Raw genomic sequence first — 12,585 nt, forward strand, 5'->3', positions numbered from 1 at the left:
AAGGATGAATAATGACCAGTAAAAAAATTAGAGCAAAAGAGCGTGATGCTATTATTCAATCATTGAAGGCGGGAGTCACGCCCAAGGTAGGGATTCAGCATATCCAAGTGGGGCGTATGAATGAGCTCAAAGCGCTCATAAGCGATATTGAGCGCGTCGCTGATGGCGGTTCGGCGTTTCGTCTTATTATTGGTGAATATGGTTCAGGCAAGACCTTTTTTTTGAGTGTGGTAAGGGCGATTGCGCTTGAGCGTAAACTGGTCACTGTTAATGCTGATTTGTCACCTGACAGGCGTATCCAAGCATCGTCAGGACAAGCAAGAAATTTATATTCTGAGCTCATGCGTAATTTGTCTACTCGTAATAAACCAGATGGTAATGGTTTGGCCAGTGTAGTAGAGCGTTTCATTACAGAAGCACGCAAACAAGCTGACAGTACTGATGAGGCTATTAACGAGGTTATCCAGCACAAGCTGGCTGAATTAACAGAATTGGTTGGCGGCTATGATTTTGCCAAGGTTATTGAAGCTTATTGGCAAGGTCACGAAGAAGGTAATGATGAGCTGAAAGTCAATGCGATTAGATGGTTACGTGCAGAGTACTCAACAAAGACCGACGCTAGACGTGATTTAGGCGTGCGTACTATCATATCTGATGCCTCTTTTTATGATGCGCTTAAAATAATGAGTTTATTCGTACGGCAAGCAGGCTATCAAGGATTGTTAGTCAATCTTGATGAGATGGTCAACTTGTATAAGCTTAATAGTACACAAGCACGCCAAGCCAATTATGAGCAGATTCTACGTATACTAAATGACTGTTTACAAGGTACCGCTGAGCATCTAGGGTTTTTATTAGGCGGTACGCCAGAGTTTTTACTCGATCCGCGTAAAGGGTTGTATAGCTATGATGCCTTGCAAACGCGATTAGCAGATAATAGCTTTGCCAAGCGGGCAGGTGTCATTGACTATTCCTCACCTGCATTGCATTTGGCGAGCCTCACACCAGAAGAGTTATATATCTTACTTAAAAACCTACGTCATGTTTATGCAGGTGGTGATGAAGCTGAGTATCTGGTACCTGATGAATCCTTACAAGCTTTTTTACAGCATTGTAGTCAAACGATAGGTGATGCTTACTTTAGAACGCCTCGTAATACCATTAAAGCGTTTTTGGATATGTTAGCTGTCATTGACCAAAACCCAGATATTTCATGGGATCAACTTATTGAGTCAGTAACTATTGAATCTGAAATGCCATCCGATATGGATATTGACATGAGTGGTATGGATGAAGAAGACGAGCTTACTGATTTTAGGTTATAGGTCACTAATAATATTAATAAAAAATATGAGAAACTACCTTTGAGAGACGCTCATCTCCAGCTTGACTTCCGTATACAGCGTTGGATATTTAACCAAGGTTGGAGTGGATTGCGCGAAGTACAGGCTAAGGCGATCGCGCCAATTTTGTCTGGAAAAACTGATGTGCTTATTAGTGCGGCAACTGCTGCTGGTAAAACAGAAGCGTTCTTTTTGCCAGCATGTAGCGCCCTTGTCAAGTCATATGATGGCCAAAATGTAGACAGGTATGAAAAAGATGGTCAAGGTAACGGAGTAGGCATTCTATATATAAGCCCACTAAAAGCGCTAATTAATGATCAATATCGAAGGCTTGAGAGTTTAGCAGACCTGCTCGATATGCAAGTGACGCCATGGCATGGCGATAGTCCACAGAGTAAAAAGAATAAACAAAAGAAGTCGCCATCCGGAATTATTTTGATCACGCCTGAGTCGCTTGAATCTTTATTGGTTCGGGATGCGGGTTGGGTCAAACAAGCTTTTAGTAATCTAAAATATATTGTGATTGATGAGTTTCATGCTTTTTTAGGTAGTGAGCGTGGTCAGCATTTACTATCACTTTTGACTCGGCTTGAACATGTTACTGAACGTTTAAATTCACCTATCCCAAGAGTAGCGTTGAGTGCAACGTTGGGAGAACTTAAAAGCGTACCGCAGTCACTAAGACCTAATCAGGCACTGCCTTGCGTCATTATTGAAGAGGACGAGGCAACAGCTAGCATTAAGGTGCAAATAAAAGGTTATATAGAGCCTAGTCAGTTAGCGCTTAGATCAAATGATGAAAACGTTAATTCTGAAAGTCTTGGCTCTAAAAATTCTCTTTCTAAAGATACTGACTCTGAAAACATGGGTATTCAGCATCCTTATACTGCCGAAGCACAAGTCTGTGCTGACTTATACCGTTTATGTCGTGGCGGTAGCCATCTGGTATTTGCTAATAGCCGCAATCGTACAGAAATGATTGCTACAGAGCTGAGCGAGCTATGTGAGCGTAACATCGTGCCCAATGAGTTTTTCCCTCATCATGGCTCACTCTCAAAAGAGCTTAGAGAAAGCTTGGAAACACGACTACAGAAAGAAGCGCTACCAACCACTGCCATATGTACCATGACCTTAGAGCTAGGAATTGATATCGGTAAGGTTGATACGGTGGTACAAGTGACAGCTCCGCATTCTGTAGCCAGTCTTAGGCAGCGGCTAGGGCGCTCGGGTAGGCGTGGTGGTTCAGCCATACTTAGAATGCTCATTACCGAAAAAGAAATCAGTAAAGATACCAGTCTCATTGATGATCTACGTCTTGAGCTAATACAGTCACTCGCGATGATAAGACTGTTGATTGTCGATAAGTGGTTTGAACCGGCGGACACTTCGTTATATCACTTCTCAACGCTATTGCATCAAGTACTAGCTACTATCGGTCAATGGGGCGGTATTCGTGCTGACCAGCTTTATATCCTGTTATGCAAGCAAGGACCTTTCCAAAAAATACAACCGATTCATTTTAAGTCGCTGCTTAGCCAAATGGGGAGTACTCAACTGCTTACCCAACTTGGTAATAATCAATTAGTGTTAGGTATTGTTGGTGAGCGTATTGTTGGTCATTACACTTTTTATGCAGTATTCAAAACCCCAGAAGAATATCGTATTGTGGCGGGTAATAGGACGCTTGGAACGCTACCAATCGAGACTATGTTGCTACCTGAGCAGTACATCATTTTTGGAGGTAGACGCTGGCAAGTTAAAGATGTTGATATAGACAAAAAAGTAGTGGATGTTATCTCTGTTAAAGGCGGTGGTAAGCCTCCAGCTTTTGGTGACAGTAGTATGTCTATACATGACCGAGTACGCCGAGAAATGTATGAGATATTGAACAACGGCGATTATCGTATTGCAGTTGGCAAGCAATATCTAGATTTTGCTGATACGACGGCCAGACACTTATTTTTAGAAAGTATTGATACTTTTAACAGGTACGATTTAAGCAATCGACCGGTTATAGATAAAGATGGTCATAGCTACATATTTATGTGGCGTGGCGATAAGATAGTGAACACTTTAAAAATGCTGCTTATACGAGATGACTTTGTCGTTGAAGATTATGCAGGTGTCATCCGTATTCATAAAGTAGATTCGATTCAGGTTTCTCAATTTTTAAAAAGGCTTTCCAATCAGACTTTGCCCACCGCCACTGAGCTTGCAGAAACTGTACCTAACAAAATGATCGAAAAATTCGATGAATATTTACCTGATGATTTGCTCAATATTGGTTACGGTGCCCAAATGTTTGATATCGTTGGATTGAAAGAGTGGTTGGAGCATTTTAAAAATAAACTCAGCTTTTCAGTATGACTCAGAAGTTAAGCTAAAAACTAATCATTTAAAAATGTTTGTCCTGAAGGGTCTAAGTATGGATATAAAGACTATAGAAAAAAAGCTACAGAAGTTTTCTCATGAAAGAGAGTGGAATAAGTTCCATTCGCCAAAGAACATCTCAATGGCGATGTCAGTAGAGGTTGCTGAGTTGGTTGAAATATTCCAGTGGCTTAGTGAAGATGAATCACGTGACTTAGATAGTGATCAAATTCGATGCGTAAAGGAAGAGATAGCTGATATCTCTATATACATACTCACAATGTGTATGAAGCTGGATATAGACTTGGAGGAAGCTATTTTGAGTAAAATACAGCTCAATGAAAAAAAGCATCCTTCCTTTGGTAATAAAAAAAAGTGAGCTGAGTAAATGTTTGACCATGCCATCGGAGTTTTTCAAGCTAGTTGTCACCATCAAGCCCAATTAAGCAGCTTGTAATCTCATCTTTTCTGGCTCTTTTGCAGGATTCAATGTCGTCGGACCCACAGGCTCGCAATCTCTCACCTCTTGACTGCCCCAACGTATTGGATTTTGAGCTTTAGCTTGCTGCATCGTCAGCTTACGTTTTGCCAGTATTTCCTTATCCTCACCCGTATGGCGCTGACTCGGCGTCACAAAGTTCAGCTGACTGTGTTTGTGCTCATTATTGTACCAGCGCGTGAAGCTCAGCACCCAGTCACGAGCCGCCTCTAAGCTTTTAAAGCCTTGGGTGGGCCAACTAGGACGATACTTGCACGTCTTAAACAAAGACTCTGCAAAGGGGTTGTCATTACTCACACGCGGTCTGCTATATGACGTCACAACGCCTAATTCATAGGCCTTCATCCTCATAGTTTGCGCCTTCATCGGTGCCCCATTGTCTGAGTGTAATACCACACCGCTATGTAGCGCCTTTTCACGGATGAGGGTACGCTCAAGCAGCTGAGCTGCTAATACTCCTGACTCACAATCATACACCTCCTGACCGACAATCTTACGGCTATAGACATCCTCTATCATGTACAGGTAATAGAACTGCCCCCGTACGGGACTTGGCAAATAAGTGATGTCCCAGCACAGCACCTGACCTGGAGCGGTCGCAGTAAAGGTTTGTGGTGCCTTTGATGCGCTAGGGGCTAAGCGACGACCTCGATGGTTGAGCTGATTATGCTGCTTAAGTAGTCGGTAAAAGGTAGACTCTGAGCCATGATATATGCCTTCATCAAGTAAGGTGGGTACGATTTGGGTGGGCGGTAGACTGGCAAAGCGGGGCTGATTGCAGACGGCTATAATGGCGGCTTGTTCCGCTACGCTCATCTTGTTAGCCGGTACAGGGCGGATAGCTTCAGCACGCTTATCTTGCTGCACTTGAGAATCTTTATACCAGCGCCGATAGGTACGCACGCTGATGCCAACCTCACAACAGGCAGGGTTGAGCCTAGCGCCTGCTTGGGTGGCGTCTTGTATCCATTCTATATATTGGATGCGCTCTGGGAGTGAGGTTAGTCGTCCTCGGGTTCGGTCTCCCAAAACGCATCCAGCTTTTTTCTGAGCACCAGTAAGGCGGCGGTCTCAGCCAAGGCTTTTTCTTTTCGAGCAAGCTCTCGGGTGAGTTGCTTAATCTGCTTGCGGTCTGTCTGCTGTTGACGCTTGTCTTTAAGGCTCTGTTGTTTGCTGCTGCTAAAGCCCTTAAGAGCGTCAGTGCGCCACGCTTTTATTTGCTCAACATAGAGACCTTTACTACGGCAGTATTCGCTAAGCTCGGTCTCGGATAAGCCGCCTGTTTCGATGACGGTGGCAAGTTTGGTCTCGCTTGACCAGTTATCAGGAGTACGTTTATTTGTCGGCATGGGCTGACCTTGTTCTCTGGCGTGATTGCGCCAATTATACAGGGTCTGAAGACCGATGCCTTCCTCTCTTGATACTTGAGCCACGCTTAGGTTTAATGGGGGTTGCAGTTTGCTGAGTATGGCTTGTTTACGTTCATTACTATATCTTGGCATGATTGGTCCTTGTGCCCCCCATTTGGATTAATATTTAGGGGTGACAACTATCCTGCCATAGGGGGCCATGAAAGATTTCCCATTCTCTATTAAAGACTTTCCTTTTGATTACAGTACCGTCAGCTCAATACGAAAAAAAGCACCAGTCAGTTATGACTATCCTGCGGTCTACATCATTTACAGTAAAAAATCTAAAAAAGCTTATGTTGGTGAGACGACTAATATTACTAGTCGAATTAGTCAGCACTTAGCGAACGAAGAAAAAAGAGAGCTACAGAGTATTAGAGTAGTGTTTAGTGGTTATTTTAATAAGTCTACCGTATTAGATATTGAGTCCAATCTTATACAGTATATGCAAGCAGATAAGCAGTTCAAACTACTAAACGGCAATGCTGGCATCTCTAACCATAAGTACTATCAAAAACATCTATATCATAAAACATTCGAAGCTATTTGGGATGAACTGAAAAGCGAAAAAATAGTAAAAAGTGATTTACTGGATATTCAAAACTCTGATCTCTTTAAGTTTTCTCCATACAAGTCTCTGTCAGAAGATCAGATGAATGCTATAGAGCAGTATCTGCATATAATAGGCAAAGAAGACATTCCTAAAAGTACTGTCTTTGTCCAAGGTAGTGCTGGTACTGGCAAGACAATACTGGCTGTTTATCTTATAAAGCTATTGTTATCACAAGTTAGCGCAGATGACTTATCAGAGTATGCTAACAATAAGCATTTGATTGACTTAGCAGATAAAGTGAAGAGTAAGATTAAAACTACTGGCACTTTAAAGGTAGATATGAAGATAGCTTTGGTCGTGCCTATGACATCTCTCAGAGATACCTTAAAAAAGGTTTTTAGAAGCATACATGGTTTATCAGCGAATATGGTTATTGGCCCTAACGAAGCAGCGAAAAGCCACTTTGATTTGCTAATCATTGATGAAGCACATCGATTAAGAAGAAGGAAAAATATTTCTGGTTATGGTGCTTTTGATCAAACCTGTAGGGATCTCAAATTGGATATCAATAGTAAAAACAGTGATGAGCTTGAGTGGATAATGCGCTCGAGTGATAATCAACTGTTCTTCTATGATGAGGACCAGTCTGTTAGACCCTCTGATATTGAAAAAGAGCGCTTTTTATCAATAAAAAGCACTTCTACCGTCCTTGAGCTTAAGTCGCAAATGAGAGTAGCAGGTGGCGATGATTATATTGATTTTGTTGATCGTTTATTAAAGGCAGATAAAAGCTTGCAGCCTTGGAAGTCAAATAACTATGACTTAGAGGTTTTTACAGATATGCCTGCCTTTATTCAGGCGCTTAAGATCAAGGAAAATAAGTTTGGTTTATGTAGAGTTATTTCAGGCTACTCATGGGAATGGGTGTCCAGAAAGGGCACTGAGCCTGATGCTGAAATCGATGGGGTAGAGTTATATTGGAATAGAACCAATAAAGACTGGGTTAATTCAACGACAGATATGACTGAAATGGGCTGCATTCACACCACGCAAGGCTATGATCTTAACTACGCAGGAATAATATTTGGAAGTGATATTATCTATAACAAAGAACTTCAAAAAATCGAAGTCGTCAAAGGTAATTATTACGATAGGAATGGTAGAGTAGGGATTACGGATGACCAACTACATGATTATATTATTAATATCTATAAAACCATTATGTATAGAGGGATAAAGGGGACTTATATTTACTGTTACGATGAAAATCTTCGGGAATACTTTCGAGGCTTTATTGGCTAGCTATTAGAAAAAATTATGAGTAATTTCAAAAACTAATTAAATAATTTGAGGGAGTAGCTGTATGGATATAACAAAAATAGATAGTGATTTAGTATCGAAGATTATTGAGTTAAGCCAAGACGATGCGATTACAAGTAGACCAGAAGGCGTTGAAGAGCTTTATGAAGAGTTTTTAAGCAAGTTTCCAAAAAATAAAACAACGGAATTAACTCAGGAGCAATACTGCTTAGGTCATGGATCTATCACAGATAATTATTGTCGATGGATAGAGCGCGGGCTACAGCCTATATTTGGTCGTTATATGCCGGGCACTGCAAAAGGGCATCTACTTTATCTACAAAAAGATGGAACACTATATAAACATCAAAGCTTGAGCGACCTAAGTGACGATGATGCATTAAGTTATGTTCTTAAGATACATCAAGTGATAATCGATGCTGACGTAAACACTGATATCACTTGGATTGATCAAGATAATGAGGTATATGATCGCGCAGGTGTAGAGCCTAGATGTGTTATGGGAGCAGGGCGTCGTGCTCGTTTAGTATCTATATACAATCCAAACATTATCCTACCTATTTCCTCTACTGTTCATATCAAACATTTTATGAAAGCGTTCGGTCTTCCAGAATCGGAAATACCTCCTTACAAAAATGTGATCCAACGCTTATTAATGCTCACTGATATATATCAATCTATCAAAAAACACCATGATTTGGAGATAACACCGCATCAGTTTATGTCAGTTCTTTATAGTGATAAGTTGGGCATTAAACCAAAGAAAGTGACGATTGAGGCTAGTTCCAATGATGAATTAAATGATAGGTTGATCACAAATATTTCTAATTATAGTTCTCCTAATCAGATTCTTTACGGACCACCAGGTACAGGTAAAACCTACTCAACCACATGGCGAGCTGTCAGCTTAGCAGATCCCGAATGGTATTTTGAGCTGGAAGAACAAGATTTAGATCCTGACGATCAGAGGAACGTTATTAAGGAAAGGTACGATGAGCTCGTATCAGAACAGCGTATAGCTTTTACTACCTTTCATCAAAGCTTTGCTTACGAGGACTTCGTTGAGGGAATTAGAGCAAAAACCGATGATGACACAAAGCAAATTTCCTATGATATAGAAGACGGGATATTCAAACAGATTGCAGACCGTGCGGCTAACATAGTTACTAGAAATAAAATAGAAGGATTAGCAGAAAAACCAAAATTTTGGAAGATATCGTTAGGTGATGTATGGCAGAAAGAGCTACGTGAGTATTGTTTTGATAATGATGAAGCTCGTATAGGTTGGGGGTATACGGGTGATTTAAGTACTAATTTATCAGAGCGTAGTCAACAAGAGAAAGACTATTTAAAAGGTATGGGTAGTAATGACAGGTCTTCTATTAAAGATTTTTCTGAAAATATTGAAATTGGAGATGTGTTGCTTTGCCTTAAGGATCAGAAAACCATACGAGCTGTTGGTATCGTCACGTCAGACTATGTCTTTGATACAAGCTTCAAGGGTCTCGCAGAGTTTCACCATACTCGCAAGGTGAACTGGATTCTACGAGACATTAATTTTGATATATATACCTTAAATAACAATACAAACTTAACTCAGAAAACTTGTTATAAAATTAATAGATTTACGTGGGATGATTTAGCTAAAGGTTTGGAGCATCAAGGTTACTCACTAGATAGTCAGTCTATAAGTAACTCGCCAAAAGCTTCAAAAAATCACGTACTGATTATTGACGAAATCAACCGCGGTAACATATCTCGTATCTTCGGTGAGCTTATTACATTACTTGAGCCTGATAAGCGTAAAGACGGTACAGATGCGCGCGAAGTCATACTGCCTTATTCTAAAGAGAAATTCTCAGTGCCCTCAAATCTTTACGTACTAGGAACTATGAATACCGCTGATAAATCTCTTGCACAGCTAGATTTAGCATTAAGGCGTCGATTTGATTTTATTGAGCTATTACCTAAGCCTGAACTATTAGATGGCATAACAGTTCATGGCATTGCTGTATCTGAAGTATTAACAGTAATAAATCAGCGTATTGAAGTGCTGTTAGATCGTGAGCACACCATAGGGCAATCATATTTCTGGTCTTTGAAAGACTTGGATTCAGACGAAGAACAGGAAAAGGAACTAGGTAATATTTTCAAGAGACGGATTATCCCGTTACTGCAGGAGTATTTCTTTTCAGATTGGGAGCGTATTGGCTGGGTGTTGAATGATCCTAGTAAACATACATCAGAACAGTTTGTTCAAACTGGGGAGATAACTCCGACCGTTAGCGAGTTATTCCATAGTAGTATCAAAGGTCTAAAAGATCGTCGTTACCTTATCAATGAGACTGCTTTTAACAACCCTGAATCCTATAGGAAGATTCTAAATCAGACTCAGCCTGAATCTTCGGATGTCAAAGCATGATTCAAGTCAGAGAATATGCTCAGCTGACTACCGATCAGACAGCATTATCTAGCTTAGATTTAGCTATTATCAAGCAAGAAACATTTGATTGGTTAGTGGAATTGAGTGCAAAAGAGAATTATGGGCGGTTTATTACTTATAAGCGTTCACAATACTTACAGCTGCACTCTTATGTAGGTTATTTAGAAAGTCCTTGTGGTGAAGGTATTGAGATCCTACCAAAGACAGGTTTAGGTGCTCAGGAATCAGATAAGAGCAGAGCTGTCTTATGCAAAATACTAAGCTCCTTCTTAAACTTATCTCATAAAGAAGCCCAATCCGCCAATCTCAATCGAATGAATCTACCTATTAACGAATGGATATACTCACAGTTTTTATATCTGTTAAAGGATTTGGTAGCATCTGGACTCAGATTTGACTATCAAAGAATCGAAGAAGAAAGTAGATTTATTCGTGGCCAGCTTGATATTGCAGTTCAACAAAGACAAACGGTTGGTAGAGCTCATCTTTTTCATATTCGTCACGATGTCTATCATCCCAATCGGCTTGAGAACCAATTAATTAAAACGGCATTGGATTACGTAAAGCAGCACTGTAGGAGTTCTGAGAACTGGCGACTGGCTAATGAGCTATCACACATCTTAGAGCCTATAACGAGTCTTAGAGAGCCTCTAAACTCAATGCATAAATGGTCAGACATTAAAATATTGCAATCTTACCGCGCTGTAAAGCCATGGTGCCAACTAATACTTGAAAAGCTTAATCCAAACTTTCAAAAGGGAGAGCACCGAGGTATTGCACTGTTATTCCCAATGGAAATTTTGTTCGAAAAGTATGTAGCAAGCTGCCTACGAAGAGATATCGAAGCTCCTTGGCAACTAACAACACAAGCTTCTGATAAGCATATGGTGAATGACCAAGAAAATTTAAAATCGCGCTTTCAATTAAGGCCTGATCTAGTAATCAGTAAAGAAAGGAAAAATTACCATGTACTCGATACCAAATGGAAGTTAATAAGCTTCAATGACAGTGATAACAATTTCAATATCAGTCAGTCGGATATTTATCAGTTATTTGCTTATGGTCATAAATATTTGAACGGGTATGGGGACATGATGCTTATTTATCCTAAGCATCATCAGTTCGAAACACCTTTGGAATGCTTTTATTTAGCAGAAGAGTTGAGACTGTGGGCCATACCATTTTGTATTGAAACTGATAAAGTCATCACGGGTAAATGGATAGAAAGGTTCCCGTCTTTATCTCAAGTTTGAAATTGTAGTTCATACTGATTTCCTTCATAAATCTGCTTAAGTCGTTTTTAGCATCTTTTCCCACGCTGCTAAAAGAATAATAAATGATGACTGACTTCGAACCACCAACATGCTGTATGCAAGGTATCAGCTCCACCAACTGAGCTAATTAAATATTACTATAAGCGCTGTTATGTATAAGAAGAATAATTTAGGACAGGCATCTCCAAAAACTATTGTTTGATAAGGTTCTATCAATTTGATATAAAAATTTTTGATAGCATAAGTACTAATTTTATTAGAATGAGCTACTGTGTTTTAGAGGATTATTATAGTGCCCACGGCAGAATTCCAGCTCAGCTTTTTAAGACGTATTCAGTGGCTGCTTGAATCTAGCTCCTATACCTCGACCTATAAATTTGCCTTATTAATGGCAATGGTTAATATGTCTATAGAGTCTGGAATTAATGATGACAGTGAGCACAGTATTTCTTATGAGCAGTTAGCAGAGCAGTTTATACAGCTTTATTGGACACAAGCATTACCATACTCGGATCAAAGTAGTGATTCTGTACTCAGACAAAGCAGTACAACAGGGCAGGCTAGTGTTATTAATAGCATCCTAGATTTGCAGTATAAAACTAAAACAAACAGTCTAGCTATAGCCCGCACACAAAACATCAAACTATGGCAATCGACTATAAAAGATATCGCTTCAACTATCAAAAAGTACCCTGCAAGATATCTGCAAAGTGCGGAGGACAAAGTTAGTCGTGAGTTCTTATATGTTTATGACTCAAAATTAAAGGTAGTAACTTTAAAGCCTGGCATTACATACTGTTTTACACGCTTTAGTAAAATAATTAACAAGCTGTGCCAGCAATACTGGACAGAGTTCGTACGTAAGAACAGTCGTAACCAAATACATTTTAGTGATGATATTGATTTGCAGCAGTTCTTGTTCAATCAATCGCGCCAAAGTCTAAAAGTATTAATACCTATACTGGTGGATACTCAACAGGGACAGTGCTTCTATTGTCATAAACCCTTGAGAAACAATATCGAAGTTGATCATTTTATTCCTTGGTCAAAATATCCTATTGATACGACTCATAACTTCGTACTTACGGATCATAGCTGCAATAATAGTAAGCGTGATTATCTGGCTGAAGAGCTATTTTATGAAAAGTGGCTAGAACGCAATCAACAACACGGCCATATGATTGAACAGGAAGCAAAAATTATTGGTTTTACGACCAATCAACTTCGCTCTGAAACAATCAGCCAGTGGGCTTATCAAATAGCAGTGGAACATGAGGACCTAGTCTGGTCACCAGAACCAAGTATAAAACTACGAACTATTAACTCTAGTTTACTGCCTAGGCTTAGGGGCTAGTAAGTAAACTTATTATTATC

8 protein-coding genes are annotated in these 12,585 nt (G+C 40.0%); 7 read left to right on the forward strand and 1 reads right to left on the reverse strand.

The window, feature by feature from the left end; translation table 11 throughout:
* Window positions 1-11 precede the first annotated feature (11 nt).
* The 3 genes from AK825_RS05330 to AK825_RS05340 are packed head-to-tail and all read left to right on the forward strand — an operon-like array spanning window position 12 to window position 4,092.
* Window positions 12-1,325, forward strand: coding sequence for an ATP-binding protein (locus tag AK825_RS05330; protein WP_068035185.1), 1,314 nt, complete (start codon window positions 12-14; stop codon window positions 1,323-1,325).
* Window positions 1,326-1,364: 39 nt separating this feature from the next.
* Window positions 1,365-3,710: a DEAD/DEAH box helicase gene (locus AK825_RS05335; RefSeq protein ID WP_068035187.1), complete on the forward strand. Its 2,346-nt coding sequence runs from the start codon at window positions 1,365-1,367 to the stop codon at window positions 3,708-3,710.
* 58 nt (window positions 3,711-3,768) lie between these two features.
* The gene (locus AK825_RS05340; protein WP_068035188.1) at window positions 3,769-4,092 is read left to right on the forward strand and encodes a nucleotide pyrophosphohydrolase; all 324 of its coding nucleotides are present in this window, start codon (window positions 3,769-3,771) and stop codon (window positions 4,090-4,092) included.
* A gap of 63 nt (window positions 4,093-4,155) precedes the next feature.
* Here the strand turns inward: AK825_RS05340 and AK825_RS05345 are convergent.
* Window positions 4,156-5,714, reverse strand: a protein-coding gene (locus AK825_RS05345; RefSeq protein WP_149038738.1) for an IS3 family transposase whose coding sequence is annotated in 2 segments (ribosomal slippage) — window positions 4,156-5,249 and window positions 5,249-5,714 — 1,560 coding nt in all. Because the reading frame shifts where the segments join, the coding sequence is not laid out codon by codon here.
* A 67-nt stretch (window positions 5,715-5,781) separates the two neighbouring features.
* Between AK825_RS05345 and AK825_RS05355 the strand changes: the two genes are divergently transcribed.
* From AK825_RS05355 to AK825_RS05370, 4 genes are all read left to right on the forward strand, one after another.
* Window positions 5,782-7,476 carry a DUF2075 domain-containing protein gene (locus AK825_RS05355; RefSeq protein WP_068035190.1) on the forward strand — a complete coding sequence of 565 codons (1,695 nt, stop codon included), beginning with the start codon at window positions 5,782-5,784 and terminating at the stop codon, window positions 7,474-7,476.
* 61 nt (window positions 7,477-7,537) lie between these two features.
* The gene (locus tag AK825_RS05360) at window positions 7,538-9,916 is read left to right on the forward strand and encodes an AAA family ATPase (RefSeq protein ID WP_068035192.1); all 2,379 of its coding nucleotides are present in this window, start codon (window positions 7,538-7,540) and stop codon (window positions 9,914-9,916) included.
* Window positions 9,913-11,190: an McrC family protein gene (locus tag AK825_RS05365; RefSeq protein WP_068035194.1), complete on the forward strand. Its 1,278-nt coding sequence runs from the start codon at window positions 9,913-9,915 to the stop codon at window positions 11,188-11,190. Before AK825_RS05360 ends, AK825_RS05365 begins: the two co-directional genes overlap by 4 nt.
* 313 nt (window positions 11,191-11,503) lie before the next feature.
* Window positions 11,504-12,565, forward strand: coding sequence for an HNH endonuclease (locus tag AK825_RS05370; RefSeq protein WP_068035195.1), 1,062 nt, complete (start codon window positions 11,504-11,506; stop codon window positions 12,563-12,565).
* Window positions 12,566-12,585 lie beyond the last annotated feature (20 nt).

Origin of the sequence: Psychrobacter sp. P11G5 (genome assembly GCF_001593305.1) — a bacterium.
In the GTDB taxonomy this organism is placed as follows: Bacteria; Pseudomonadota; Gammaproteobacteria; order Pseudomonadales; family Moraxellaceae; genus Psychrobacter.

Coding starts and splice junctions, on each gene's coding strand:
- AK825_RS05330 (WP_068035185.1), top strand. CDS start 12: ATGACCAGTAAAAAAATTAGAGCAAAAGAGCGTGATGCTATTATTCAA.
- AK825_RS05340 (WP_068035188.1), top strand. CDS start 3,769: ATGGATATAAAGACTATAGAAAAAAAGCTACAGAAGTTTTCTCATGAA.
- AK825_RS05355 (WP_068035190.1), top strand. CDS start 5,782: ATGAAAGATTTCCCATTCTCTATTAAAGACTTTCCTTTTGATTACAGT.
- AK825_RS05360 (WP_068035192.1), top strand. CDS start 7,538: ATGGATATAACAAAAATAGATAGTGATTTAGTATCGAAGATTATTGAG.
- AK825_RS05365 (WP_068035194.1), top strand. CDS start 9,913: ATGATTCAAGTCAGAGAATATGCTCAGCTGACTACCGATCAGACAGCA.